Source organism: Nocardia sp. NPDC020380, from assembly GCF_044386975.1.
Taxonomy (GTDB): domain Bacteria; phylum Actinomycetota; class Actinomycetes; order Mycobacteriales; family Mycobacteriaceae; genus Nocardia.
This window is the reverse complement of the sequence record NZ_JBIRVQ010000005.1, coordinates 1-26,132: the sequence shown is the minus strand read 5'-3', so window position 1 is coordinate 26,132 and position 26,132 is coordinate 1. Positions and strand designations below refer to the sequence as shown.

The window sequence follows — 26,132 nt, the reverse complement described above, 5'->3', positions numbered from 1 at the left end:
GGGATTAACGCGGATGCTGTCATAAGCTATCTCCGCTCCCAACGGAAGCCGTTGAGCAAACGGTCCGGAGAAATCCGGCGGGCCCCCTTCGTCTAGCGGCCTAGGACGCCGCCCTTTCAAGGCGGTAGCGCGGGTTCGAATCCCGTAGGGGGTACCAGCGATGGCAACATCACTGGTGTGGAGCAGCAAGGCCCTGTGGCGCAGTTGGTTAGCGCGCCGCCCTGTCACGGCGGAGGTCGCGGGTTCGAGTCCCGTCAGGGTCGCAAGTACAAGCTCGGCATTCGAATCGGGTGCCTACGGCCAGGTAGCTCAGTTGGTACGAGCGTCCGCCTGAAAAGCGGAAGGTCGCCGGTTCGATCCCGGCCTTGGCCACCACGGCAATCCCCCCGGTATCCCTGGGGGGATTTCGTGTATCCGGACCACCTCGAAATCTTGTAGCGCCACAAGGGGTTCGGCGGGATCATCGGGTCATGAGAACTCGTCGGGGGGCGGGTGGCGCGCGGCGCCGCCTGAATCGAATTCATTCACTGAGACGCCCGGAGACAGCTCCTGTGCGACAAGAGGGTCCGGGGCGGACCGTGTCCGTGCGGGGTGGACGGACAGTGGCGGCATCGCTGGCGGCTGCCGTGGCCGTGGCGGGAGGCCTCTGGTTTGCAGATCGGTCGGTGCATGCGGCCGACGATCGCAACGCGCTGGCGCGGCAGACCGCGGTGACCGAGCGTTTCTCGAAGGGGGTCGAGGATCTCGGCAACAGCAGTGCGGATATCCAGATCGGCGGCGTCTACCTGCTGGAACGTCTCGCCACGGACGTGCCGTCGGATCGGTCCACGATCTTCGAGATGCTGAGTACGTTCGTCCGCATGCACGCGCCCGCCGGCCCGGAGTGTGGAAAGTCGGCCACGGACCGGCCGGCGCCGGCAGTTCGGACGGCGCTGACGGTGATCGGCCGTCGCAGCGCCGGCGGCCCTGAGCGGATCGACCTGTCGGACACCTGCCTGGCGAACGCCGAATGGTCGGGCGCGAATCTACAAGGCGCCCGGTTGGACAGGGCTGATCTGAGTCATGCCGACCTCGAAGGGGCGGACTTCACCCTCGCGCGTCTCGCCTCGACCGATCTGGACAACGCGAATCTCTCCGAGGCGAAGCTGATTGCCGCGAATGCCGATGCTGCGAACATGCAGGCTGCCGACCTCACGTACGCGAAGTTGACCAACACCATCCTGGGGAATACTGATCTGCGGCGGGCTCGGCTCGAGACCGCGGTGCTGGGCGGGACGTTGTTCGTGGACGCCGACCTGCGCGGCACGATCCTCGGGACAGGCACGCAGTCGGCTACCGAAGACCCGCGTTCGGTGCGACGGGCCAAGGCGGAGTCGAAGTTCGGTGCGAGCGACTTCAGCATGGCGCGATACGACAACCAGACCGTCTGGCCCGACGGATTCGTACCGGTCCCCGATCCCGACCCGACCCCCTAGCCGCGGGCAGGCCCGAAAACCCGTGGCGCGCCCGCAGATCCAGAGGGATCATCGGGCGGTGAAATCTCGTCGGGGGGCGGGCGTCGCACGGCGGCGTCCGAATCGTATTCATTCACTTCAACGTCCGGACACTCGGCGCACGCGACTGCGCAGTGCCGGGCGTGCGGTCTTCGGGTGGGGCGGCTGGACAAAACTGGCGGCCATGGCGACCACCGTCGCGGCGGTCGGGGCGCTCTGGTTCACGAGTCAGTCGCTGCACGCGACCAACGATCAATACGCTCTCGCGCAGCGGACGGCGGTGACCGACCGGTATGCGAAGGCCGTCGAGGAGCTCGGGAACAGCACTCTCGAAATGCGATTGGGCGGCATCTATCTGCTCGAACGGCTGGCGAGCGACTCGCCGGACGACCGGGCGTCGATCTTCGCCGTGCTGAGCGCCTTCGTCCGGACGCATGCGCCGAGTGGCCCCGGCTGCGGCGGGGCCGACCGCGGTTCGGCTCCGACGGCCGACGTGCAGGCGGTACTGACTGTCATCGGGCGCCGAGATACCAAGGGCACCGAGCAGATCGATCTGTCGAACACCTGCCTGGTGAAGGCCGATCTGAACGGCGCGAATCTGCGCGGGGCGAGACTGGAGCACGCCGATCTGACACAGGCTCAGCTGGAAGGCGCCGATCTCGTGGGCACAACCATGGGGCGCGCCGTGCTGACTTCGGCGGACCTGGCGAACGCGGATCTGACGGGCAGCAAGTTGGAAGATGCGAGTTTGCAATTTGCGACCTTGCCGAATGCCGCGCTGAACGGGGCAGACTTGAGTGGGGTGGATCTCAGGCTGGCGAGGCTGGCGGAGGCTCGCCTCGACGGTGCGGACTTCTCGAATGCCGACGCTCGTGGCACGTTCTTCGATATGCCGCGCAGCGTCAATGGCGGCGCCATGCTGTCACTCGACACCGGTGACCCGGCAAAAGCGCAGCGGACCTCGATGAACAACCAATGGCATGAGGCGGACTTCGCATTTGTGATGTTCGATGCGGCGACCGTGTGGCCCGCCGGTTTCGTGCCGAAGGTCGACACCGATCGATGATCTTGGTGCCATGCTGGACGGTATGGCTGATGAGCAGTGGTACTACTGCCTGAAACATCATCGGGCGGAGCAGGGGAAGCAGCATTGGTTCGCGGAGCGGATGGGGCCGTATCCGGACAAGGAGACAGCGGAGCGGGCGTTGGATATTGTGCGGGAACGGAATCGGCGTGCGGATGACGCCGGGGATTGACACCGGGCCGGCGGGGGAGGACGCGCCCTCCGGTGCGCTCACGAGGCGCTCAGGTACATCGAGTACGGTCTCTCGAGAAGAAATCGTCCAAGCGGGAGGGCAAAGCCTTGAAGGTCACCGTGGTGGTGCCGACCTACAACGAGCGGGAGAACCTGCCGGTGGCGGTGGAGCGGCTGACCGCGCTACCGGTGGCCGACCTGCACGTGCTGGTCGTGGACGACAACTCCCCGGACGGTACGGGTGAGGTGGCCGACAAGCTGGCCGCCGACCTGCCGAACGTGGTGAGTGTGCTGCACCGCACGGAGAAGGACGGTCTGGGCCGCGCGTACATCGCGGGCATCACCAAGGCGCTCGACGAGGGTGCGGACGTGGTGATCCAGATGGATGCCGACCTGTCGCATCCGGCGGAGGTCATTCCGGCCATGCTGGAGAAGCTGGAGACCAGCGGCGCGGGTGTGGTGCTCGGATCCCGTTATGTGCCGGGTGGTTCCACCGCGGACGAGTGGAAGTGGCATCGGAAGGCGTTGTCCGCCTGGGCCAACTTCTACGTGAACCTGATCCTGCGCCTCGGTGTGAAGGACGCCACCGCCGGTTTCAAGGCGTGGGAGGCGGATACGCTGCGCGCCATCGACGTGGCGTCCATCAAGAGCAACGGTTACTCGTTCCAGGTGGAGATGAACTACCGGACCGTGAAGAAGGGCATCGCGATCGCCGAGGTCCCGATCCGGTTCGAGGAGCGCACCAAGGGCGCGTCGAAGATGACCCTCAAGGTCCAACTGGAATCGGCCGCGATGCCGTGGAAGCTGCTGTTCGGCCGCGCGGTCTGAACACTCTCGGGATCTCGTGTTCGCGATCCTGACGGATCGCGAACACAGTGGCGAACAAAATCATGTTTTGTTCGGCCAGTTCAGCAGGGTTTCGACGAACAGTTGGCGGACCCGCTCGACGTCCGCGTCCATATGGGCCGGGTCCCAGCTGCGCATGTCGATGGGTGGTAGTACCGCCACGTCGACGACGCCTTTGCGCACGATGGCCGAATTGCGCCACGAGATTTCGCCCGCATTGCGGATGACGACCGGGATGATCGGCACGCCCGCCTGAATGGCGATATGGAAGGCGCCCTTCTTGAACGGGCCGAGGCGCGGTGTCATCGATCGGGTGCCTTCGGGCGCGATCACGACGGACAGTCCGCCGCGCAGGGTTTCGACGACCGGTTCGAGTGCGGCCTTGGCGGCCACCGTGTTCTCGCGGTCGATGAAGGTAACTTCGACGAAACGCATGAGCGGTCCGAAGATCGGATTCTTCGTCACTTCCTGTTTGGCCACCCCGGTGATGCCGGCGCCGAGCACCTCGGCGAGCACGATGATGTCGAACTGGCTCTGATGATTGAAGATGAACACGGCCGGGCGTGGGGAGCGCGCGTGCTCCTCTCCGACGACCCGTACTTTGACCCGGCTGCCGACGAGTGTGGACCCGGCGGCTCGCACCAGCATCGAATCCGCCATCTGCCGTCGCTGTTTCGTGTGCGCCTTGGCGGCCACCCCGAACAGCGCCCCGCCGAGCAGTCCGGCGAACCCGCCGAGGGTGCGCGCGTAGTCGGTGGCCCGGGGCGACTGCCGTGGCCGGAAATGCAGGATCGGCCAATTCTTTTCGACGGCTTCGAGCGCCACCCGCGGGTCGGGGTTGACGGCGGTGGGCCGTCCGGCGAGCTGCAGCAGCGGCAGGTCCGCCGCACTGTCGGCGTAGATCCAGCTCTGCGCGAGGTCGATGTCGTGGCTGCTCGCGAACCGGCGCACGGCGTCGGCTTTGCCGTTGCGCCACAGTGATTTCCCGGCCACGTGCCCGGTGAGCAGTCCGTCCTGGACGGCCATGGTGGTGCACAGCACGTGCGGTATCCCGAGTTCGTCGGCGACCGGTTGCACCTGGTAGCGGGTGACGGAGCTGACCAGGACGAGGGTGTGCCCGGCGGCCTCGTGTTCGCGCACCAGCCGCCAGGCTTCGGGGTAGATGTGCCCGTATACGCTGCGCCGGAACAGGTCCGCGCCGAGTTGCTCGAGTTCGCTCTCGGGTACGCCGGCCCAGTTGTACATGGCGTGCTGCAGGAAGCGTTCGTATTCGCCGGCGCTGCGGGCGCCGCGGATGCTGCCGAGCAGGGTGGCGGTGAGCGCGCGCTGACTGTCACGCCGCAGCATCCGGTGCAAGAGCGGTGGCGGGTTGAACCCGCTGACGACGGTGCCGCCGAAGTCGAAGACGGCCGCGATGTGCGGTCCCTGTGGTCCGGTGCGGACGGCGTCTACGGCGGTGTCGAGTTCTCGGTCGCTGACGGCCTGGATCGGTCGCGCGGGTAGGGCGCCCTCCGATGTCCGTTGGGTCACAGCGCTTCCATCCGGTTGGACGGGTCGAGGGTGGCGGCGCGCGAGATGCGCCCGCCGATGGCGCGCAGTTCGGCGGCGAAGCGGCTGCGGCGGGCGGCCAGGTCGGCGGGATCGGAGCTGGGGGTGAGCAGGCCGTGGTTGTCGGCGAGTTTGATTGCGCTGCCGAACAATTCGGAGGACACCGATTCGGGGCTGTGCAGGCGCTGTTGCAGCAGCATCTGTTTGCCGACGAGCAGGCATTCGTCGCCGAATTCCTTGCGGTCGACGGGCAGTGCGGGATCGCGGGCGGCGAGGCGTTCGGCGACCACCAGCTGGGCGTCGAAGAAGGAGCGCAGCACGCGGTGCGCCATGATGAACCCGGATTCCGCGAGTCGCGCCAGGATGTCGGCGCCGACGGTGCCGGCGGCGGTGCGGCGATGCCAATCCGGGTCCACGAGCAGCATTTCCGCGGTCAGCTGACTGGTGAATTCGGCGCGTTCGGGGAAGAAGAACTCGAACTTGAGCAGATCCCGCAGCCGATACGCGGCCTCCCAGCCGACCCGCAGCTGATCGCCCTCGGGCGCTTCGACCGCGGTGAGGATGGCGAGTTCGAGAATGGCGCGATTCACGAACCAGTGCACGGCGCTGTTGCGATAGAACGCGGCCTCGAGATGCGCGCCGGGATTGATCGAGTAGATCGGTTCCAGCCCACCGCGATACACGGTCACGACCTTGGCCACGGCGAGTTGTTCGAGCACCACCGCGAGCCCGTGATCGTCGCGCAGGGTGTCGAGTTCGCCGCGCGGCAGATCCCGGTTCTCGATGTAACCGAGCACGGGCCCGATGGCGGTGCGCAATTCGCCGCGGGTGAGGGCGCGTTCGTGCACGCCGAGCAGGACGAGGGTGGTGAGGGCGTTGACGGTGATCGGGGTGACGTCATTGATCCCGACCGCGACCTCGAAGGCGAGGCGCTGCACGGCCAGGTGTTCGGCGTCGGTCGTCTCCGCGGCCTCGCCGTCGGTTTCCGACGGTCCGGCGGCGAGCGGGTCGCCGAGCGCGGCCAGCCGGTCGCGCGCCGAGAGCGGTTGCCCGAAGCGCACGTACACGTGCCCGGCCGAATGCTGTTGGTTGCGTACGTAACTGGCCAGCCAGGTGAGTCCCTCGGCCTGCTTGCTGCCGCCGGTCTGTTCGTCGGCGATGGCGCCGATCTCGTTGAGCCGTTCGTAGGTGATGGAGACCGGTACCAGCATGACGTCGTCGATGCGGGCCGAACGCAGCGCCGCGGCAAGGTAGTTGAGCAGTCCGTAGCGGGGTGGCCGCAGTTTGCCGGTGCGGGTGCGCCCGCCTTCGAAGTACCACTCCAGGTTGAAGCGTTTGGCCAGCAGGTAGGCGAAGTATTCCTCGACGACGGCCTTGTAGACCTCGTCGTCGCCGAAGCTGCGGCGGATGAAGACGGTGCCGGTACGGCGGGCGATGGGTCCGATGGGCCAGAACTTGAGGTTGGCCCCGCCGACCACATGATTGGGCGGGAAGTCATTGCGCGCGAGGATGTCTCCGAGGACGAAGGCGTCCACATAGGACCGGTGGGACGGCAGGAAGACGAGCGGGTGGGTCCGGTTCAGCGTCCGCAGCCGGTCCAGTCCGGTCTCGTCGGCGTCGACCTTCCAGGTGGAGGCGTGCACGGGCCGCATGGCCTGGGTGAACAGGTCGGATACCAGCCGGCTCTGCGCGGCGACGAGTTCGCGCAGCGCCTTCTCGGCGCGGCGGTAGACCTCGCGTGCGGGCGTGCCGGTTTCGGCGGCGATGGCGTCGAGGCGGCGCAGGAATTCGGGTGAGTCGAGGATTTCCTCGACGACGAGTCGCGGCACCTTGTAGCGGTCGCCGATGACGGCGCGTTCCGCGCGTTCGAGGGCGACGATGCCCGCGCGCACGATGGCGCGCGCGAAAGCGTCGGGTGCGCCCGCGGATCCGGGATTGTTGGCGCGCAGCTCGCTGAGCCGGGCGGGCTGCCCGGTGAGTACCAGGTGCCGGTCGGGCGCCTTGTTGATGAGCCGCCGCTGCATGATCGGGTGGGGTTTGCGCGGGTTGGTGAGGGTGAGCAGATCGCTGAAGGTGGTGCGCCGCACGCCGTCCCGTTCGGGTGGCAGCCAGAGCACGCGGACGGGGACGACGAGTGGATCGTCGTGGCGGCCGACCAGCCGGGTGCCGACGGCGCCGGGGTCGAGGTCGAGTTGGGTGACGGGTGCGGTGAGGCCGAATTCCTGGGCGATGCCGCCTTCGGCGAGCCAGTTGCCGATGAGTTCGCGCTCGACGCGGGAGGCGGCGTCGACGAGCGCGACCACCGAACTCGGAGCGGTGATGGCGGCTTCGGGAAGCCGGCTGTCGTGATCGAGCATGGTGGTTTCCTCCGCGCATGAGACGCCGTAACCCATTGAAGCCCAAACGGGGGCGTGGAGTCGGCGGGTCGCGCAATTCGCCGATCGCCCGGCGGGTTTCGCACGCGGTGTCGCGGCGACGGGGGTGCTGCGGTGTGCGGCGGGGTGATCGACCTCGCTTTACCGTCCTCCCACTCATGAGCAAGGTAATGCTAACCTCACAGCACGCAGTTAGGTAAGCATAACCTTGGAGGTCTGGTGTCGGCCACGGACGAACGGCTAAGGCTCGCTGGTGAGCAGCGTTGGGGCGAGTACGTCAGCGATCCGGTGGCAGCGGTGTCCGCGCTCGCCGCGGCCGATCGTTTGGGCGAATACGTGGTCTACGAACGCCCGGGGGAATGGGTGTTCGCCGCGGATCCGATCGGCGGCGTGGAACTCGACGCCCACGAACTCCGGACGAACTGGGACGGAAAGGTCACCACCGGTCCGTGGGATGGTTCCCCCGCCCAGGCCGTCGACCGCGCCCTCGCCGGCCTGCCCCTGGACGGCCGCCACGCTTACGGCTGGATCGGGTTCGAATTCTGCGCCTGGTCGCTCGGCGCGACCGGGCATGTGCACCCGCGAGCCACCCTGGCCTACTTGATGATTCCGCGCATCGAGGTGCGGATCGACGCCTCCGGCGTGCGGGTGTCGGGCGCGACCCCGGCCGAGACCGGCGATATCCACGAGCTCATCACGGCCTCCCAGGGCAGTGCGCTGCCGGTATCCCACGCTGTGGATATCACTGTGGATCCCACCGGCTATCAGGATCGGGTCGCCACCGGCGTCGCCGAGATCCGCGCCGGCAAGTACCAGAAGGTGATCCTGTCGCGGAAGGTGGAACTGCCGTTCGCCGTGAACATTCCGGCCACCTACCGGCTGGGCCGCGAGCACAACACCCCCGCGCGTTCGTTCCTGCTGCGGCTGGGCGGGCTGGAAGCGGCCGGGTTCAGCCCGGAACTGGTGGCGGCCGTGGACGCCGACCGCGTGGTCACCACCGAACCGCTGGCCGGTACCCGCGCCTTCGGCCGCGGCGCCGAGGCCGACCGGGCCGCCCGCGCCGAACTGGTCGGCGACCCGAAAGAGATTGTCGAGCACGCCATCTCCGTGCAGACCTCGTTCGCGGAGATCGCGGCCGTCGCGGAACCGGACACCACGGTCGTCTCCGACTTCATGGCCGTGCGCGAGCGCGGCAGTGTCCAGCATCTGGCCTCGACGGTGCAGGGCCGGCTGGCCGCCGACCGCAGCCCGTGGGAGGCGCTGGAAATGCTGTTCCCGTCGGTGACGGCCTCCGGCATCCCGAAGTCCGCCGGCGTGGACGCCGTGTTCCGGCTCGACCACGATCAGCGCGGACTGTATTCCGGTGCCGTGGTGACGGTTTCACCGGACGGCGCGCTGGAGGCGACGCTGGTGCTGCGGGCGGTCTATCAGAGCGGTGCGGGCGCGTGGCTGCGCGCGGGCGCCGGCGTGGTGGGGCAGTCGCGGCCGGAACGCGAATTCGAGGAGACCTGCGAGAAGCTGAGCAGCGTGGCGCCGTACGTGGTGCGCGCCTGAGCTTTTCACAATGAGCAACACACGCGGTCCGGACACCGTCCGGCGTGCCCGGGCCGCATGCGATGGTCGGCGGGTGCGTGGGCTGCGCACCCGCCGATCAGTTTTCGCCGATCGGTGCCGCCGATCAGAGGGGGAAGTTCACGCCCGTCAGCTGCTCGGCGAGTTCCCACAGTTGCCGGGCGGTCTTCTCGTCCCGGGCGGCGGCGCTCTCCCCGACCCGCTTCGGGAATCCACGCCAGTCGAACCATTCGGGCCCGTAATAACCGCCGGGTTCGACCTCGGCGGTGGCGGCGTAGACGGTGGGCAGCGCACCCATGTCAGCACTCTGCGCGACCAGCCGATTGCCGAGTCCCACTAGCTGTTCCAGGAAATTCTGGGTCTTGGAGCTGATCTCGGTGGCCGCGTACCCGGGGTGCGCGGCCAGTGCGAGCTTGGGCGAATCGGCGAGCCGTAGTCGCCGCTGCAGTTCGTTGGTGAACAGCAGCAGCGCGAGTTTCGATTGCGCGTAGGCGCCGAACCTGGAGTAGGCGCGATGCTCCCAGTTGAGGTCGTCGAGGTCGATGCGGCCGATGTAGTGGGTGATGCTGGAGACGTTCACGACGCGATCGGTGATGCGGTCCAGCAGCAGCCCGGTCAGTGCGAAGTGGCCGAGAAAGTTTGTGCCGATCTGCATTTCGAAGCCGTCGGCGGTGGTGGATTTCGGCACCGCCATGACGCCCGCATTGTTGATCAGGATGTCGGCGCGGTCGACGCTCTCCGCGAAGGCGCGCACGGAACCCAGGTCGGCGAGGTCCAGTGACCGCACCTGTACTTCGCCCGCAATCGAATTCGCGACGCCCTGCGCCTTGACCTGATTCCGGACGGCGATGATCACCCGCGCACCGGCTTCGGCGAGGGCGCGTGCGGTGGCCGCGCCCAGGCCGCTGGTGGCTCCGGTGACGATGGCCGTCCGGCCCGTCTGATCAGGAATATCCGATACGTTCCACCCGCCCATGGGGAAGACCCTATGTCAGCCCTGGGCGGCCAGCATCTTCTTGTCGATCTTGCCGACCGCGGTGACGGGCAGGACGTCGGCGCGGCGCAGCACGTCGGGCAGCTTGTAGGTGGCCAGGCCGCGCGCGGTGAGGAAGGTCTTGATCGCGGCCAGGGCCGGCATGTCGCCGTCCACCACCAGGACGGCGCAGACCTTTTCGCCCAGTGCGGCATCGGGCAGCCCGACGGCGGCGGCATGCCGGACGCCGGGATGCGCGAGCAGATGCTCCTCGAGTTCGTCGCAGGAGATGTTCTCGCCGCCGCGATTGATCACGTCCTTGATGCGGCCGGACACCATCAGATGCCCGCTGGGCAGGCGGCGCACCAGGTCGCCGCTGCGGTAGAAGCCGTCGGGGGTGAAGGTGCGCGAATTGTGCTCGGGGGCGCGGTAATAGCCGCGGATGGTGTAGGGGCCGCGGGTCAGCAGTTCGCCTTCCTCGCAGTCGGTGACGTCCCGGCCGTCGGCGTCCACCACGCGCACCTCGTCGGCGGGGGACAGCGGGCGGCCCTGGGTGGTGCAGACGATCTCGTCGGAATCCTCGGTGCGCGTGTAGTTCAGCAGGCCCTCGGCCATCCCGAACACCTGCTGCAGCCGTACTCCCAAGGCGGGCGCGACATCGCGCGCATTCACCTCGGCGAGGCGCGCGCCGCCCACCTGCAGCAGCCGCAGCGAGGACAGGTCGGCCTCCTCCCATTCGACGGCGGCGCACCACAATTGCGCGAGCGGCGGCACCACGGCGGTGACGGTCACCCGATGCCGTTCGATGGCGGCGAAGGCGCTCTCCGGACTGGGATCGGTGACGAAGGCCATGGCCGCCCCGACCGCCACCGTGCCCAGCACGCCCGGGCAGCAGAGTGGGAAGTTGTGCGCCACCGGCAAGGTCGCCAGGTACACGTCCTCGGGACCGAGCTCGGCGACCTCGGCGCTGGCGGCAGCGTTGTAGGCGTAGTCGTCATGAGTGCGGGCGATGAGCTTCGGCAGGCCCGTGGTGCCGCCGGAGACCAGCATGAGCGCGATATCGGAGGCGTCGACCGCGGACAGTGGATCACCGTCGGCGGGAATCGAATCCAGCGCGGTGAAGCGGCCCGGCTCGCCCAGTACCAGCACGTGCCGCAGGCCCGGCACGGCGGCGGTGATCTCCTCCGCGAGCGTGCGGTAGTCGAAATCCCCGGCCCGGTCGGCGATCACGTAGCCGACCGCGCCGGACAGCCGGGTCAGATGCTCGATCTCGGCGCGGCGGTGCGCGGGCAGTGTGAGCACCGGGATGATTCCGGCCCGCAGCAGCCCGAACAGCACCGGCACGAATTCGGGGACGTTCGGCAACTGCACCACCACCCGGTCGCCGGGCGCGATGCCCAGTGCGAGGAAGCCGTGCGCCATGCGGTCGGCGTCGCGGTCGAGTTCCGCGTAGGTGGCGGGGTGCTCGCCGAGCAGGGCGGGCCGGTCGGGTGTCCGCTGGGCGGTCTCGCGCAGCAGTTCGCCGAGCGGGCGGCCGGCCCAGTACCCGGCCTGCCGGTACTGCTCGGCGAGGTCGGCGGGGAAGGGAACGAAGCCGTCGCGGTGCTCGGTGGCGGCGGTCGATGTCGATGTCACGGCTCAGGACCTCAGGCAGATAGGGTGCTGTTACATAGGTTAGGCAACCCTATCTCACGGCTGATGTGTACCCAACACCGCCGAACAGCGGACGATCCCCGCACCCGAAGGTGCGGGGATCGCCGATGCCGTGGCCGGTTTATCCGGTGACCGTGCAACCGCCGCTGAGGATCCCCAGATCATGGAACAACCGGTAGCAGGACGGGTCGTCGGGCAGGAACCAGTGGAAGCCCGCCAAGGCGAACACCGACACCAGATTGATGACGATCACCAAGCCGCAGAACCAGATCGCCAGCTTGCCCAGCAGCGTGTGCAAGCCACCGGTCGGAATACGCTCCGCCGCGGTCATATTCGACACCGACAGCACCACGCCGATGGTGGTGATGGCCGCCACGAACAGGATCCACGCCCACACATATAGGTGCAGGCCCAGCACCGCGCCGCCGTACCCCTTGTCTCCGGGCATGATGTGCAGCATGGTCTGCCGCCAGGCCGCGAACCCGCCGCCGAAGCAGCCGACGACGCACAGCCCCCAGCCGATCATGTAGTCGCGCCGGGCGATGCTGCCGGACATGCCTTTTCGCACGATGTACGCGCCGCCGAGCGCGGCCAGGATCATGAAGTTGCGCTGCACCATGCAGAGTGGGCACGGATAGTCCCAGCTGCCGAACTGGACGCCCAGCCCGCCGCACACCACACCGGTCCAGCCGGCCACGAAGATGACGGCGAGCCAGTACTGCACCTGCCCGAGCGGACCGGACTCGGCCGCGGTGGTCGCGTTCTCGTTCGCCGGCGCGGTCACCACGTGTACCCCAGGCCGAGGCCGCTGGTGATGTGGTGCCGCAGCAGCAGTCCGGTCAGCAGCAGCATGACCCACCACGCGGCCTGGACCGTGCGGCGCGAACTCTGCCGATAGATCAACACCAGAACGACGAGCAAACCCGCCCAGATGATGGTGTCCATGGCGCGGACGCTACCGGTCTCATCAGGGAAGACAGGTGCAATGCGGGACTGACACGCCGCTCGGGCGGCGCCCTCCGAACCGCTGTCGGCGAACTTCCGGCATCGCACGGTTCGGTCCGAGACCCGACGGCCGGAGGCGCACGCCCCTAGACTCGTTCCTGTGAGTGGCTGGGACATCTCGGACATCCCCGATCAGGGCGGTCGCACGTTCATCGTCACCGGGGCCAACAGCGGACTCGGCGCGGTCACCGCGCGGGCCCTCGCCGGCGCCGGCGCGAAGGTGATCATGGCGTGCCGCAATGAGGTGAAGGCGCGCCCGATCGCCGCCGAGATCGGCGGCAATGCGCAGGTGCGGCGCCTGGATCTGGCCGATCTGGCCTCGGTGCGCGAGTTCGCGGATTCCATCGACTCCGCCGATGTGCTGATCAACAATGCGGGCGTCATGGCGGTCCCGTCGAGGCGCACCGCCGACGGCTTCGAAATGCAGATCGGCACAAACCATCTCGGCCATTTCGCGCTGACCGGCCTGCTGCTGGACAAGATTCGCGATCGGGTCGTCACCCTCTCCAGCGGCGCGCACACCTTGGGCCGCATCGACCTGGAGGACCTGAACTGGGAGCGGCGCAAGTATCAGCGCTGGTCCGCGTACGGTCAGTCCAAGCTGGCCAACCTCATGTTCGCGCGGGAACTGCAGCGCCGCCTCACCGCCGCCGGTTCGGCGAAGCTCTCGGTCGCCGCGCATCCGGGTTACGCCGCCACCGATCTGCAGTCGCACACCGAATCCCTCATGGACGGACTCATGGCGGTGGCCAACCGGGTCGTCGCGCAGAGCGCCGAAATGGGCGCGCTGCCAAGCCTTTACGCCGCCACCGCCGAGGTGAAGCCGGGCGGCTACTACGGTCCGACGGGTCTCCGCGGCCTGCGCGGCCACCCCGGCCCGAGCGGCTCCTCGGCCGCCTCCAAGGACGAGGTCACCGCCCGCCGCCTGTGGGAACTCTCCGAGCAGCTGACCAAGGTGAGCTACTCCTTCCGGCGTTAGCCCGCCCCGGCGCCCCGCACGCGGTCGTGTTGCACCTCACACGCCCTTTTCGCGATCTCTGGTACAGTGCCGGGCATGCAGCGCACGTATTTCTGGTTTAGCCAGCCGGCCCCGGGTGGGTCGCGCGGCGTGAACCTGCGCTGACATCCTCCACCCCGAGCCGGACGAAACCAGACCGGCTGCAAGGGGTTTCCCAGTGACTCTGCGTGGATCGGCCTGAGAACAGGAACCCACGATCATGAATCCCGCCGCCGATATCGACCGGCATGCAGACCTCGACGACCAGCGCACGCTCAGCGTGAGCCCGCTGCGCTCGCCGCGTGAGGTCCGCGAGGCGCACCCCATCGACGATGTCCTCGCCGACACCGTGCGCGCCGGCCGCAAGGCCACCGTCGACGTGCTGAACGGGGACGACGACCGCCTGATGGTCATCGTCGGCCCGTGCTCCGTGCACGACACCGCGGCCGCCATGGACTACGCCCGGCTGCTCGCGGCCAAGGCCGCCGAGCTCGGGGACCGGCTGCACGTGGTCATGCGCGTCTACTTCGAGAAGCCGCGCACCACGCTCGGGTGGAAGGGCCTGATCAACGATCCGCGCCTGGACGGCAGCTTCGACATCAACACCGGTCTCGACCTGGGCCGGCAGCTGCTGGTCGACATCACCGCGCTCGGCCTCCCGGTGGCCTGCGAATTCCTCGATCCGATCACTCCGCAGTACATCGCCGACCTGGTGTCCTACGGGGCGATCGGCGCGCGGACCGCGGCCAGCCAGGTGCACCGGCAGCTGTCCTCCGCGCTGTCCATGCCGGTCGGCATCAAGAACGGCACCGACGGCGACGTGCAGGTCGCGGTGGACGGCGTGCGCGCCGCGGCCGCCTCGCACGTGTTCCCCGGCACCGATCTGGACGGGCGTTCCGCGCTCATCCGCACCGCCGGCAACCCGGACTGCCACGTCATCCTGCGCGGCGGCTCCAACGGCACCAACTACGACGCCGCCTCCTGCGCGGAAGCCCTGCTGCGCCTGGAGAAGTCGGCGCTGCCGCAGCGGCTCGTGGTGGACGCCTCGCACGGCAACAGCAACAAGGACCACAACAAGCAGGTCGATGTCGTCACCGATATCGCCGGCCGGATCGCCGCCGGCGAGACCACCGTCACCGGGCTCATGATGGAGAGCTTCCTGGTGGCCGGTCGCCAGGACCTCACCCTCGGCCACGCCGAGGACCTCACCTACGGGCAGTCCATCACCGATGCCTGCCTCGACTGGGACACCACCGCCGCGCAACTCGACCGCTTGGCCGACGCCGTCACCGAAAGGAGGGCCCGCCGTGTCTGAACAACCTGCGGCTCAGGCGCTTCCGCGTTTGATCCGTAGAAGCAGAGCCCGCCTCGCCCGCTACGCCGTGAACCGCCTGGCCGACGGCACCGCCGATCACCAGGCCGGGAACGGCCCGCGCGGGCGCGGCGCGGCCATGCCGGCGCCGGGGGCCGGTCCGGCGCGAGCGGCGAAATACGCTCCGCGACAGATCGACTGACCGATTCGGCTTCGGTACCGCTCTGGCATTGTCCTCGAAGTCCAATCATCACAGGACAATTCGAGGGGAAATCGAAGCATGATTCGCAAGACCGCCGCCGCCGTCGCGGTGGGGCTGGCCGCTGCCACCGTCGCGGCCGGCGCCGCGCACGCCGATCGCGGCGACAATATCTTCACGCAGGCCGATCGCGGCGACAAGGCGTACGAGTGGCCGATCGACAACTCGGGTGAGTCGTACGCCATCCGCCCGGGGTCGTGGCTGATCGAACCGATGGCGGGCAGCGACCACTGCCTGTACGCCTTCGAACCGAACGACGGCGCCGACCCGTCCACCTGGTGGGGCGGTGGCAGGCTCACCGGTCCTACCTGGGTCAACATGCCGGCGAACGCATTCCTCGTGACGGATTGCTACCCGTTCGACGATGTGAACACGCGGCATGCGCCGGGTGGGCTCGGCACCGGCAGCGCCGGCAGCTCATAGCGCCCGGCGTCCTGCGACGCACCGCGTTTCCGCACGGCCCCGGCCACCACGGCCGGGGCCGTGCATGTTCCCGGGTCGCATTCAGACGCCCGCGGGCCAGTCCGGGTCCGGGGTGCGGGGGTCGGTGGGGAGGCGGCCGGCGATCCAGCAGTTGCGGCGCACGCCGCGTTGCACGACGCCGCCGCGCAGCAGGCCCTCGAAGCGGAAGAAGGCCCGTCGGGCCACGGCGGCCGAGGCCTGGTTGCCGATCATGGCGCGCCATTCGACGCGTTCCAGGGACAGGCCCGCGGGCGCGAAGGCGACCTCGCAGACCATATCGACGCCCTGGGTCATGAGGCCCTGCCCGCGGGCGGCCGCGGAGAGCCAGAAGCCGATCTCGGCGGCGCCCGGATCGCGGCGGCCGGAGATGGTGCCCAGGCCGATCATGCCGATCACCGGGCCGTCCGCGGCGCGGCGCAGGGCCCAGGTGGGGCTGCCACCCGCCCAGCCCGGGGCGACGATGTCGTAGAGGAACTTCTCGGCGTCGGCGCGGTGATAGGGGACCGGCATGGTGGTCCACCGGCCGATGGACGGTTCCTGGCAGCAGGCGGTGATGGTGTCGATATCGTCAACCGTCGGCGGCGAGAGCCACACGGTTCCATTCGATAGGAATTCCGCGTCCATGGCCGCCATGCTGTCACGGAAGTGCCCGCGGGTCACCGTGTTTCCGCAGCCCGCACCGTATTTCCGCGGCCCGCGGCGAGGGATCGGGACCGGTGCCGGGGCGATTCGAGCACGGCCGTAGGATCTGTTCGATGGTTGCCGCTCTCCTCGCCGACTTGTTCGAATCGCATCGGCCGCATCTGCTCTCGGTGGCCTACCGGCTCACCGGCAGCGTCAGCGACGCCGAGGATGCGGTGCAGGAGAGCTGGTTACGGCTCGCGGTGGCCCGCCAATACGAGATCGAGGATCTGCGCGCCTGGCTCACCACGGTGGTCAGTCGCATCTGCCTGGACCGGCTGCGCAGCGCCGCGGCGCGCCGCGAAACCTATGTGGGGCAGTGGCTTCCGGAACCCGTGGTCACCGCCGTCACGCCGTCGAGCACACCCGATCCGCTGGCCGCGGTGGTGCGCAAACAGGATTATCGCTTCGCCGCCCTGGTCGTGCTGGACACGCTCACCCCGCCGCAGCGGGTGGCGTTCGTGCTGCACGAGGGCTTCGCGGTGCCGTACGAGGAGATCGGCGAGATCCTCGGCATCTCCGACGAGGCCGCCCGGCAACTGGCCGCGCGGGCGCGGAAAGCCGTGGCGCGCACACCCGAACCGGTTTCCGACGAGGAACACGATGCGGCCGTCATGAGTTTGCTGGCGGCGCTCGCCCGCGGGGACATGGACGCCGTGGTCGCCGTCCTGCATCCGGACACCCACACCATCGGCGATGCGGGCGGGACCACCGCCACGGCCCTCAATGTGGTTACGGGCGTGGACAAGATGGCGCGCCTGTGGCTGGGACTGCGCCGCATCCACCACATGGACGAATCCACGCTGACCTCCGGCGAACTCGAACTCGTGCTGGTGAACGGGCAATTGGGGGTGCTGGTGCACGAACGCGCCTCCTGGAACGGGGCGCCGGGCACGCCGCCCCGCGTGTACGGGTTCACGGTCGTCGACGGGAAAGTCTGGGCCGCATACGATCTCGTGAATCCGGCCAAGCTCAAGGGTGTCCGGGTCCCGCACTGAGGCGCGGGGGCACCGGAGCCCGGCGGTATCGATCGCGCTGCGCCGAATCATTGATTTCGCGGCGCGGGCACTTCGACCCCCTAAGGGGTAGCCGGTTGACCTCGGTGTCCGGAAAAGCGCCCGGATCGGTGGACTATCGTCGGGTCATGCCGCCGATTCCGACCGTCGAACGCCTGCGCCCCTTCGCCTCGACGATCTTCGCCGAGATGACCGAGCTCGCCGTCCACCACGGCGCCGTCAACCTCGGCCAGGGCTTCCCCGACACGGACGGTCCCGCCGGCATGCTGGAGGTCGCCCAGCAGTCCATCGCCGGCGGGCTCAACCAGTACCCGCCCGGGCGCGGCATGCCCGTATTGCGGCAGGCCATCGCCGCCGACCGCGCCCGCCGCTACGGCACCGAGTACGACCCGGACACCGAGGTGCTCGTCACCGTCGGCGCCACCGAGGCCATTGCCGCCACCATCCTGGGCCTGGTCGAGCCCGGCGACGAAGTGGTGCTGATCGAGCCCTACTACGACTCCTATGCCGCCGCCATCGCTCTGGCGGGCGCCCAGCGCCGCACCGCCCGGCTGGTCCCCGACGGCGACGGCTTCGCCCTCGACCTGGACAGCCTGCGCGCCGCCATCACCCCGAAAACCCGCTTGCTGCTGGTGAATTCACCACACAACCCCACCGGCGCCGTGCTCTCGCGCGCGGACCTGACCGCCATCGCCGACATCGCCATCGCCCACGACGTCTACGTCATGGCCGACGAGGCGTACGAGCACCTCTACTTCGACGGACACCGGCACATCAGCCTGTCCGCCCTGCCCGGCATGCGCGAGCGCACCGTGGTGATCTCCAGCGCCGCCAAGACCTTCAGTGTCACCGGCTGGAAGATCGGCTGGGCCTGCGCGCCCGCGCCACTGCTGGACGCCGTGCTGGCCGCCAAACAGTGGCTCACCTTCGTCGGCGGCGGCCCCTTCCAGCCCGCCATCGCGCACGCCCTCGAAAACGAACAGCAATGGATCGCCGACCTGCGAGAGGGCTTGTCCGGCAAGCGATTGCAGCTCTCCGCGGCCCTGGCCGACGCGGGCTTCGAGGTGAAGCGCAGCGACGGAACCTATTTCGTCTGCGCCGACATCCGCCCCTTGGGCGCCACCGACGGCCTCGCCTTCTGCCGCGAACTGCCCTCCCGCTTCGGCGTCGCCGCCGTCCCGGTCAGCGCCTTCGCCGACGACCGTGCCTCCTGGAACCACCTGGTGCGCTTCGCCTTCTGCAAGAAGGACGCCGTACTCGACGAAGGCGTCCGCCGCCTCCGCTCGGTACACACCGCCCCCTGATCAGCGGGTGTATGCCGTTGCCGGTCGAGGGGCACGTGCCGTGCTGGGCCGCCGTCGCCGACAGCGGCGAACTGGGCCTCGCTTCCGTGCGCCCGACGGCGGATCCGGGCCGCGGCGCCCGGGGAATCGCCGGGCGCAGATCGTGCGCGTCGCCGCCGACGCGCGGAGCCTCGGCGTGGGGCGGACGCGGAGTCTCGACCTGCGGACGCGCGCTGCGTAGCGATCGGCCGGCGTGTAGGCGGTCCACCGGGCTTCGACTGGACCGCGACCGAAGCGGTTGCTGTCGCGCACGATGGACGGATGATCGAGACGACTGCGGTGCTGGGGGTGGCGGCCGCCGCGCTGGGGCTGGTGCTGACGCCGGGGCCGAACATGATGTATCTGGTGTCGCGCACCGTGTCGCAGGGGCGGCGGGCGGGGCTGGTGTCGCTGGGCGGGGTGGCGGTCGGGTTCGGTGTGTATCTGGCGGCGGCGACGGCCGGGATCACGGCGGTGTTCGCGGTGGTGCCGGAGGTGTATCTGGCGCTGAAGCTGGCGGGGGCGGGGTATCTGCTGTACCTGGCGTGGAAGACGTTGCGGCCGGGCGGTGTTTCGGCCTTCGCACCCGTGGAGCTGCCTGCCGACTCGCCGCGCAAGCTGTTCACCATGGGGCTGGTCACCAATCTGCTGAACCCCAAGATCGCCATCCTCTACATGGCTTTGATTCCGCAGTTCGTGGTGACCGCGCACGGCCGGGTATGGCTGCAGAGCCTGTGCCTGGGCTCGATCCAGATCGCCATCGCGGTCACGGTGAACGGGCTCATCGTGCTCAGCGCCGGGGCCATCGCGGGCTTCCTGGCGGGGCGGCCGCTCTGGCTGCGCATCCAGCGCTTCGTCACCGGTTCGGTGCTGGGCGCGATGGCCGTCCTGGTCGTCAGCGATCGGGCCCGGCCCGTGCCGGCCTAACGCTCAGGCCCGCAGCGATCCCGGATACAGGAAGTCGTCCGATGGGCGCTCCTCCCGATCCAGCCAGGCGGTGAAGAAGCCGTCCAGTCCTTGCGGCGTCCGCAACTGCATGAATGTGCGGAACTCCGGCATGGACGCGTTCCCGTACCGGTGCGCCGTCACGAAATCGTGGATGGCCGCGAAGAACGCGGCATCGCCCATGGTGCGGCGCAGGGCGTGCAGGAACAGCGGTCCCCGGTAGTAGACGGAGGTGAATTCCCGTCCGGCCCCGGGATTCTGCAGCGGGATCTGCCAGAACTTCGGATCGTCCCGGTATTTCGCGACCGTGTCCCGGTACATGCCGTCGACGTCCTTGCCCTCCTTGCGTTCCGGCCACAGGTAGTCGGCGGTGTAGCTGGCGAAGCACTCGTTCAGGCACACGTCCGCCCAGTAGTGCACGGACATGGAATCGCCCCACCACTGGTGCGTGATCTCGTGCACCAGCGTGTCCATATCGGTCCACGGCGCATAGATGGGCCGGGACTGCGTTTCGAGCGAGAACTTCAGATCGGTGTCGCCGTAGATGCCGCCGCCCGCGTCGAACGGGTACGGCCCGTACAGCTGCTCCTGGAAATCCAGCACCTCCGGCAGCCGCGATTCGATCTCCTTGTCCTTCACCGCATCCGGGGCGAAGCCGCTCAGCAGCGGCATGCCGTTGGCGCGCCGCTGCTCCAGGAAATCGAAATGCTCCACGGCGATGGTGGTCAGATAACCGGCGACCGGCTGCCGCATCTCCCAGTCCACGGTGCGGTTCGCGCCCTGCACCACATCGCGCGTCCGCACCCCGTTCGACATCACCTCCCACTCCTGCGGGACGGTGGCGTGCACGGTGAAGGTCGCCTTGTTCAAGGGGGAATCGTTGAGCGGATACCAGGCCGAGGCCGAATGCGGTTCCCCCGCAACGAAAGCCCCGCCGCTGGGCGAGAAGACCCAGCCCTCGCCGTCGGTTCCGGTCACCGGGCCCGCGTAGTCCACCTGCACTTGGAACGGCAGGCCGGGCAGCAGCGGCAGCGAAGGAGTGATCACCAGTTCGTGCTCGCCGGTGGTGTCGAATTGCGCCGGCTGATTGCCGACCCGCACCGCCGAGATCGGCGGGCCGCTGTAGTCCAGGTCGAAGACGCGCAGCGGCTGGGTGGCCACCGCGTCCACGCGGGTGGATCCGGTCAGGTGGTGGGTAGGCGGGTCGTAGTCGACGGTGACGTCGTAGTGCTGGGCGAGGTAGCCGCCATTGCCGTCGAGCGGATAGTACGGGTCACCGAGTCCTGGGGAGCCGGCGAACGGATCGGCCCAGTCCGCCTGTGCGAGAGGCGCACTCACCGCCGCCAGCAGTACCGCGCCCACTGTCGTGTACCGCCGCCACCTGTAGCCCATCCGCCGATGTTAATCGGACGAACAGCTCAGTTCGACGACCCCGAGACCGCGACACTCGCACCCAATCCGATGATCATCACGCCGCCCGCGCCGCCGATCGCTTCCAGCCGCTTGGGCGAACGCGCGAACCAGCCGCGCGCGGTGGCGGCAATCAGCGCCCACACCGAGTCCGAGACCAGCGCGATGCCCAGGAACAGCACGCCCAGGAACAGCATCTGCAAGGGCACCGGGCCGGAATGCCGGTCGACGAACTGCGGCAGCACCGCCGAGAAGAAGATCATGGACTTCGGATTGGTGAGGCCCACCAGTACCGCCTGCCGCAGGGCCCGGGCGCGGGACACCGGTTCGGCCTTGGCCTGCATGGCGTCCCACAGCGAACGCCGCTGGCGCACGGCTTGAATGCCGAGGTAGATCAGGTACAGCGCCCCGGCGACCTTCACCACCGACAGCGCGATGGCCGAGGCGGCGATGAGACTGCCCAGCCCGGCGGCCACCAATCCCAGGATCACCAGCACGCCGAGCGAATGCCCGAGCACCGAGAACAGGGCCGCCTTGCGGCCGTGGGTGAGCGCCCGCCCGATCACGAAAAGCACACCGGGACCCGGGATTACGATGATCACGAAGGCGGCGATCAGGAACGCCACCAGATTCGCGGCAGGAATCATCTGTGTATATTACCCTCCGCTTCGCTCCGGGAGGGCTTGCGGCCCTGTAAGTCTCGTTCTTCCCTCCCTCCGCTCCTCCGCTTCGCTCCCCCGCTCCACTCAGTCCAGAACGAGACGGGCCGCAAGCCATGAATGTTCAGTTCGAGCCGCGGAGCTCGCTCGGTAGCTGTTGCGGGTCCAGCAGCAGGCGCTTGGAGTCCGCGCCGCGCACCTTGTCGGCCAGGTCCAGGTTGTCGCTGAGCAGTTGCCATTCGACCTCGCGGATGGAGTTGCGGGCGCGGTCGATGGTGTTCAGGTCGCGGGTGCCCCAGGCGATCGGCATGGCGCTCACCGACTGCCACATCTCGCCGACGCCGGGCGCGCGGTCGATGCGCACGGTCACCGCCGGGACGCGCTCGCCGGTGCGGGCGCGATGGCCGGGCAGCGAGCGCACGGTGCGGGTCACCAGGGCGTAGCGCGGGCCGTGCGCGTCCGGCTTGGCCATGTCCACCAGGGCCAGCAGGGTCGCGCCCTTGCCATTGGCCTCCGACACCACGGCCGGGACCAGTTCGCCCGCGGCGTACAGCTTGTCGACCCGGCCGCGATGTGGTGTCCAGTAGCCGATGAACAGTGCGGTGACCGCGCCGAGCAGGAAGGCCACCGCCAGCAGCCAGGACCACGGATGGTTCACCCAGACCAGGAATGCCGTGCCCAGTCCCAGGAAGACGGCAGCAGCGTACGCGAGCACCCGGAGCCGCCGCAGATCTGCGACGACTTCGTTGACCGCTCGGGCATGGTCGCGGTCCACCGCGAATTCGAAGCGCCGCACGTTGCGTCCCTCCCGCCTTTCGGAGGCTTCTCCTCCGCTTATCCTATCGTCGGGCCGAGCAGATCGTCGGCATCGGTGATGCGATAGGCATACCCCTGTTCCGCCAGGAATCGCTGACGGTGTTGGGCGTATTCGGCGTCAAGGGTGTCACGTGCGACAACAGAATAGAAGTGAGCCTGTCCGCCATCGTGTTTCGGCCGCAACAGCCGCCCCAGCCGCTGCGCCTCCTCCTGCCGCGAACCGAAGGTGCCTGAAACCTGGACCGCCACAGACGCTTCCGGAAGGTCGATGGAGAAGTTGGCCACCTTCGACACCACCAGCACCGGGATCTCCCCGCGCCGGAAGGCGTCGAACAGCTCCTCCCGCTCCTTGGTGCGGGTGGAACCCTGGATCACCGGGGCGTTCAGATGCTCGCCCAGTTCGTCCAGCTGATCCAGGTAGGCGCCGATGACCAGGCTCGGCGAATCCTTGTGCCGCGCCAGGATCGATTCCACCACCGGCAGTTTCGTGCGCGCGGTCGAGCACAGCTTGTAGCGCTCCTCCGGTTCCGCGGTGGCGTAGGACATGCGCTCGGCATCGGTCAGCGTGACCCGCACCTCGACGCAGTCGGCCGGCGCGATCCAGCCCTGCGCCTCGATGTCCTTCCACGGCGCGTCGTAGCGCTTGGGGCCGATGAGGGAGAACACGTCACCCTCGCGGCCGTCCTCGCGCACCAGCGTGGCGGTCAGGCCGAGCCGGCGGCGGGACTGCAGGTCGGCGGTCATGCGGAAGACCGGGGCGGGCAGCAGGTGCACCTCGTCGTAGATGACCAGGCCCCAGTCGCGGGAGTCGAACAGCTCCAGATGCCGGTACTCGCCCTTGGTCTTGCGGGTGATCACCTGATAGGTCGCGATGGTGACCGGGCGGATCTCCTTGCGCTCGCCCGAGTACTCGCCGATCTCGTCCTCGGTGAGCGAGGTGCGGGCCAGCAGCTCGCGCCGCCACTGCCGGCCGGCCACGGTATTGGTGACCAGGATCAGGGTGGTCGCCTTGGCTTTCGCCATGGCCGCCGCGCCCACCATGGTCTTGCCCGCGCCACACGGCAGCACGACCACGCCGGAGCCGCCCGCCCAGAAGGAGTCGGCCGCCATCTGCTGGTAGTCGCGCAGCTCCCAGTGGCCGTTCTCGAAATCCAGGTCGATCTCGTGCGCCTCGCCGTCCACGTACCCGGCGAGGTCCTCGGCCGGCCAGCCGATCTTGAGCAGCATCTGCTTGATGTGGCCGCGCTCGGAGGGGTGCACGATCACCGTGTCGTCGTCGATGCGCGCACCGAGCATGGGCGCGATCTTCTTGTGCCGCAGCACTTCTTCCAGCACCGCGCGATCCAGGCTGACCAGTACCAGCCCGTGCGCGGGATGCTTCACCAGCTGCAGCCGGCCGTACCGGCCCATGGTGTCGACGATGTCGACCAGCAGCGGCTGCGGCACCGCGTACCGGGAGAACTTCACCAGCGCGTCGACGACCTGCTCGGCATCGTGCCCGGCCGCGCGCGCGTTCCACAGCGCCAGCGGCGTGATCCGATAGGTGTGCACGTGCTCCGGCGCGCGCTCCAGCTCGGCGAACGGGGCGATCGCCTGCCGCGCCGCGTCGGACGACTCGTGGTCGATCTCCAGCAGCAGCGTCTTGTCACTCTGGACAATGAGCGGACCGTCGGTCACGGCACCTCCTGGGGTTGGGACCCGTGTCCGGGCCGTCGTCCATTCTCCCCGAAGCCACCGACACGGCCACGTGACCTGCGCCCCTTTTGCTGAGAGCGCAGTTCAACTGGGGATATGCCGAATCTGGTCAGGTCGCGGGGGCTGTGGCTACGATCACTCGAAGTTCTGGACGCTTGTCCATTTAGGGCTCGACTCGGATCTCGTGAGGGGAAACCCATGGCAGGTCTCGGTAGACGATGGTTGGCCGCGGCGGCGGTCCTCATGGGCGCGGTGGGAATGGTGATGACCCCCGCGGCGGCCGCACCGGCGGGGGACGCCCCGCCGGGCCTCGGCGCGATACGCGTCGAGGGCAACCGCTTCGTCGACGAATACGGGCGGGTCGTGCTGCTGCACGGCGTCAACAACGTCGACAAACAGCCGCCGTACCTCGAACCCGGCGACGGGTTCACCGTCACCGCGCAGGACGCCGAACTGCTGTCGCGGCACGGGTTCGATACGGTTCGGCTCGGGGTCAGCTTCGACGGGCTCATGCCCACCCAAGGTGTCGTCGACACCGCCTACCTGGATCGCGTCGCGAACATCGTGGACACGCTGGCGCAGTACGGGATCCACACCCTGCTCGACGATCATCAGGACGGGCTCTCGAAGATCTGGGGCGGCAACGGTTTTCCCGAATGGGCGCTGCGCGCCCGGCCGGGACCGCTCGAACCCAATCCGGGCTTCCCCCTCTACTACCTCATGCCCAGCATGAACCGGGCCTGGGACGAGGTGTGGAACAACAGCAACGGCGTGCTCGGCTACCTGGGTCAGGCGCTCGGCGCGCTCGCGGACCGGATGAACGGGCATGCGGGCGTGCTCGGTATCGAATTGCTCAACGAGCCGTGGCCGGGATCGGCGTTCCTGTCCTGCTTTCCGAACGGCTGCCCGGCCTTCGACGTGAAATATCAAGCCGCCATGCAGCAGCTGACCGATGCGGTGCGCGCCCGCAACAGCGGTCTCATGGTGCTCTGGGAACCGAATGTCACCTGGAACGAGACCATGCCCTCGAATCTGGGTGAGAATCCGCCGATCACGGCACCCGATATCGCCTTCGCGCCACACGATTACTGCATTCCGAGCCAGCTCGCGATCTATCTCGGGCTGCCGGCCGCGCTGCGCGGCCTGTGCCCGGTGCAGCAGGACAAGACCTGGGGCAATATCGACGCCTTCACGCAGCGCACCGGAATTCCCACGCTGGTAACCGAATTCGGCGACGGTGATCCGGCGGTGCTGCGCAATACCCTGGTGAATGCCGACAATCGATTCGTGAGCTGGCAGTACTGGCATTACGCGTCGATCTCCGGGTCCGGTGCGGCGAAGCCGGATCCATTCCTGGGTGACATCGGGCAGCAGCTGGTGCGGACCTATCCGCGGGCCACGGCGGGCATACCGGACCGAATGGTCTTCGATGCGGCCACCGGGGATTTCGCCTACCGCTACACGCCGCGACCCGCCGCCGCGCCGACCGAGATCTACGTATCGGATGTTCACTATCCGGACGGTTATGTGGTGCGCGCCGACGGTTGCACGGTCACTTCACCGCCGGGAGCGCGAGTGGTGACGCTCGAGTCCTGCGGGAGCGGGCCGGTCACGATATACATCAACCGTCGGGGTTCGACGGGGGCATCCCTGTAACGGGGTGTGGACGGCGAACGACACCAAGCGGGGAGGGCCCATCTGGACATGCGCCCAGATGGTGAATTTGTGAATATAGGAGAAGAGGGAATCTCAATGAAGATGTCAAGCCCCTCCGGTGGCTGGGATCGGTGCCTGAGGAGTGAATTCCCGGCCGTCGCGCAGCAGTGCCCACAGCACGT

Annotated in this window: 24 protein-coding genes and 3 tRNA genes; 16 read left to right on the top strand and 11 right to left on the bottom strand. The window is 68.3% G+C overall.

Translation table 11 applies throughout. From position 1 onward, the window contains the following. The first annotated feature begins 81 nt into the window (after positions 1-81). From ACH438_RS14020 to ACH438_RS13990, 7 genes are all read left to right on the top strand, one after another. Positions 82-157: transfer RNA gene (locus tag ACH438_RS14020), tRNA-Glu, on the top strand. Between the two features lie 32 nt (positions 158-189). Beyond that, positions 190-263, top strand: a tRNA-Asp gene (locus ACH438_RS14015). A gap of 35 nt (positions 264-298) precedes the next feature. Continuing rightward, positions 299-375 (top strand) — tRNA-Phe (locus ACH438_RS14010). A 227-nt stretch (positions 376-602) separates the two neighbouring features. Then, positions 603-1,475 carry a pentapeptide repeat-containing protein gene (locus ACH438_RS14005; RefSeq protein ID WP_397004948.1) on the top strand — a complete coding sequence of 291 codons (873 nt, stop codon included), beginning with the start codon at positions 603-605 and terminating at the stop codon, positions 1,473-1,475. A 22-nt stretch (positions 1,476-1,497) separates the two neighbouring features. Then, positions 1,498-2,559 carry a pentapeptide repeat-containing protein gene (locus tag ACH438_RS14000; RefSeq protein WP_397004946.1) on the top strand — a complete coding sequence of 354 codons (1,062 nt, stop codon included), beginning with the start codon at positions 1,498-1,500 and terminating at the stop codon, positions 2,557-2,559. A gap of 22 nt (positions 2,560-2,581) precedes the next feature. Further along, positions 2,582-2,749 (top strand): hypothetical protein, encoded by a 168-nt coding sequence (locus ACH438_RS13995; protein ID WP_397004944.1) that lies wholly within the window; start codon positions 2,582-2,584, stop codon positions 2,747-2,749. Positions 2,750-2,874: 125 nt separating this feature from the next. After that, entirely contained in the window at positions 2,875-3,576 is a 702-nt protein-coding gene (locus ACH438_RS13990; protein WP_397005975.1) for a polyprenol monophosphomannose synthase, read from the top strand. A gap of 60 nt (positions 3,577-3,636) precedes the next feature. On the opposite strand, the gene ACH438_RS13985 is transcribed toward ACH438_RS13990, so the two are convergent. Next, complete coding sequence (locus tag ACH438_RS13985) at positions 3,637-5,124, bottom strand: HAD-IB family hydrolase (RefSeq protein ID WP_397004942.1); 1,488 nt, start codon at positions 5,122-5,124, stop codon at positions 3,637-3,639. Beyond that, positions 5,121-7,499 carry a glycerol-3-phosphate 1-O-acyltransferase gene (locus ACH438_RS13980; RefSeq protein WP_397004940.1) on the bottom strand — a complete coding sequence of 793 codons (2,379 nt, stop codon included), beginning with the start codon at positions 7,497-7,499 and terminating at the stop codon, positions 5,121-5,123. The genes ACH438_RS13985 and ACH438_RS13980 overlap by 4 nt, the downstream gene beginning before the upstream one ends. 237 nt (positions 7,500-7,736) lie before the next feature. Here ACH438_RS13980 and ACH438_RS13975 point away from each other — a divergent pair, with 237 nt between their 5' ends. Next, a complete protein-coding gene (locus tag ACH438_RS13975; RefSeq protein WP_397004938.1) occupies positions 7,737-9,071 on the top strand; it encodes a salicylate synthase in 1,335 nt (444 codons plus the stop codon). A 124-nt stretch (positions 9,072-9,195) separates the two neighbouring features. On the opposite strand, the gene ACH438_RS13970 is transcribed toward ACH438_RS13975, so the two are convergent. The 4 genes from ACH438_RS13970 to ACH438_RS13955 all read right to left on the bottom strand — a co-directional run bounded on the left by ACH438_RS13970 (position 9,196) and on the right by ACH438_RS13955 (position 12,660). Next, positions 9,196-10,065: an oxidoreductase gene (locus ACH438_RS13970; RefSeq protein WP_397004936.1), complete on the bottom strand. Its 870-nt coding sequence runs from the start codon at positions 10,063-10,065 to the stop codon at positions 9,196-9,198. Between the two features lie 15 nt (positions 10,066-10,080). Beyond that, positions 10,081-11,697 carry a (2,3-dihydroxybenzoyl)adenylate synthase gene (locus tag ACH438_RS13965; RefSeq protein ID WP_397004934.1) on the bottom strand — a complete coding sequence of 539 codons (1,617 nt, stop codon included), beginning with the start codon at positions 11,695-11,697 and terminating at the stop codon, positions 10,081-10,083. A 139-nt stretch (positions 11,698-11,836) separates the two neighbouring features. Next, positions 11,837-12,499 (bottom strand): disulfide bond formation protein B, encoded by a 663-nt coding sequence (locus ACH438_RS13960; protein WP_397004932.1) that lies wholly within the window; start codon positions 12,497-12,499, stop codon positions 11,837-11,839. Then, positions 12,496-12,660 (bottom strand): DUF5993 family protein, encoded by a 165-nt coding sequence (locus ACH438_RS13955; protein WP_397004930.1) that lies wholly within the window; start codon positions 12,658-12,660, stop codon positions 12,496-12,498. Before ACH438_RS13955 ends, ACH438_RS13960 begins: the two co-directional genes overlap by 4 nt. A 160-nt stretch (positions 12,661-12,820) precedes the next feature. Between ACH438_RS13955 and ACH438_RS13950 the strand changes: the two genes are divergently transcribed. The 4 genes from ACH438_RS13950 to ACH438_RS13935 all read left to right on the top strand — a co-directional run bounded on the left by ACH438_RS13950 (position 12,821) and on the right by ACH438_RS13935 (position 15,711). Next, complete coding sequence (locus tag ACH438_RS13950) at positions 12,821-13,699, top strand: oxidoreductase (RefSeq protein WP_397004929.1); 879 nt, start codon at positions 12,821-12,823, stop codon at positions 13,697-13,699. Between the two features lie 238 nt (positions 13,700-13,937). Then, positions 13,938-15,032: a 3-deoxy-7-phosphoheptulonate synthase gene (locus ACH438_RS13945; RefSeq protein WP_397004927.1), complete on the top strand. Its 1,095-nt coding sequence runs from the start codon at positions 13,938-13,940 to the stop codon at positions 15,030-15,032. Beyond that, positions 15,025-15,231, top strand: coding sequence for a hypothetical protein (locus tag ACH438_RS13940; protein WP_397004925.1), 207 nt, complete (start codon positions 15,025-15,027; stop codon positions 15,229-15,231). The genes ACH438_RS13945 and ACH438_RS13940 overlap by 8 nt, the downstream gene beginning before the upstream one ends. Positions 15,232-15,309: 78 nt before the next feature. Next, the gene (locus tag ACH438_RS13935) at positions 15,310-15,711 is read left to right on the top strand and encodes a hypothetical protein (protein ID WP_397004923.1); all 402 of its coding nucleotides are present in this window, start codon (positions 15,310-15,312) and stop codon (positions 15,709-15,711) included. A gap of 81 nt (positions 15,712-15,792) precedes the next feature. On the opposite strand, the gene ACH438_RS13930 is transcribed toward ACH438_RS13935, so the two are convergent. Continuing rightward, positions 15,793-16,383, bottom strand: a complete 591-nt coding sequence (locus ACH438_RS13930) for a GNAT family N-acetyltransferase (protein WP_397005973.1) — start codon at positions 16,381-16,383, stop codon at positions 15,793-15,795. Positions 16,384-16,505: 122 nt separating this feature from the next. Between ACH438_RS13930 and sigJ the strand changes: the two genes are divergently transcribed. The 3 genes from sigJ to ACH438_RS13915 all read left to right on the top strand — a co-directional run bounded on the left by sigJ (position 16,506) and on the right by ACH438_RS13915 (position 19,696). Next, positions 16,506-17,429 carry an RNA polymerase sigma factor SigJ gene (gene sigJ, locus ACH438_RS13925; RefSeq protein WP_397004921.1) on the top strand — a complete coding sequence of 308 codons (924 nt, stop codon included), beginning with the start codon at positions 16,506-16,508 and terminating at the stop codon, positions 17,427-17,429. A 146-nt stretch (positions 17,430-17,575) separates the two neighbouring features. After that, positions 17,576-18,751: a pyridoxal phosphate-dependent aminotransferase gene (locus tag ACH438_RS13920; RefSeq protein WP_397004919.1), complete on the top strand. Its 1,176-nt coding sequence runs from the start codon at positions 17,576-17,578 to the stop codon at positions 18,749-18,751. Between the two features lie 300 nt (positions 18,752-19,051). After that, positions 19,052-19,696, top strand: a complete 645-nt coding sequence (locus tag ACH438_RS13915; RefSeq protein ID WP_397004917.1) for a LysE family translocator — start codon at positions 19,052-19,054, stop codon at positions 19,694-19,696. Positions 19,697-19,699: 3 nt separating this feature from the next. On the opposite strand, the gene ACH438_RS13910 is transcribed toward ACH438_RS13915, so the two are convergent. From ACH438_RS13910 to ACH438_RS13895, 4 genes are all read right to left on the bottom strand, one after another. Beyond that, on the bottom strand, positions 19,700-21,106 hold the full coding sequence (locus ACH438_RS13910; RefSeq protein WP_397004915.1) for a M1 family metallopeptidase: 1,407 nt from the start codon (positions 21,104-21,106) through the stop codon (positions 19,700-19,702). Positions 21,107-21,132: 26 nt separating this feature from the next. After that, positions 21,133-21,771, bottom strand: a complete 639-nt coding sequence (locus tag ACH438_RS13905; RefSeq protein ID WP_397004913.1) for a LysE family translocator — start codon at positions 21,769-21,771, stop codon at positions 21,133-21,135. Positions 21,772-21,907: 136 nt separating this feature from the next. Next, on the bottom strand, positions 21,908-22,579 hold the full coding sequence (locus ACH438_RS13900) for a DUF3239 domain-containing protein (protein ID WP_397004911.1): 672 nt from the start codon (positions 22,577-22,579) through the stop codon (positions 21,908-21,910). Positions 22,580-22,617: 38 nt separating this feature from the next. Next, entirely contained in the window at positions 22,618-24,276 is a 1,659-nt protein-coding gene (locus ACH438_RS13895) for a DNA repair helicase XPB (protein WP_397004909.1), read from the bottom strand. 216 nt (positions 24,277-24,492) lie between these two features. On the opposite strand from ACH438_RS13895, the gene ACH438_RS13890 reads away from it, so the two are divergent. Further along, positions 24,493-25,950 (top strand): cellulase family glycosylhydrolase, encoded by a 1,458-nt coding sequence (locus tag ACH438_RS13890; RefSeq protein ID WP_397004907.1) that lies wholly within the window; start codon positions 24,493-24,495, stop codon positions 25,948-25,950. Positions 25,951-26,132 lie beyond the last annotated feature (182 nt).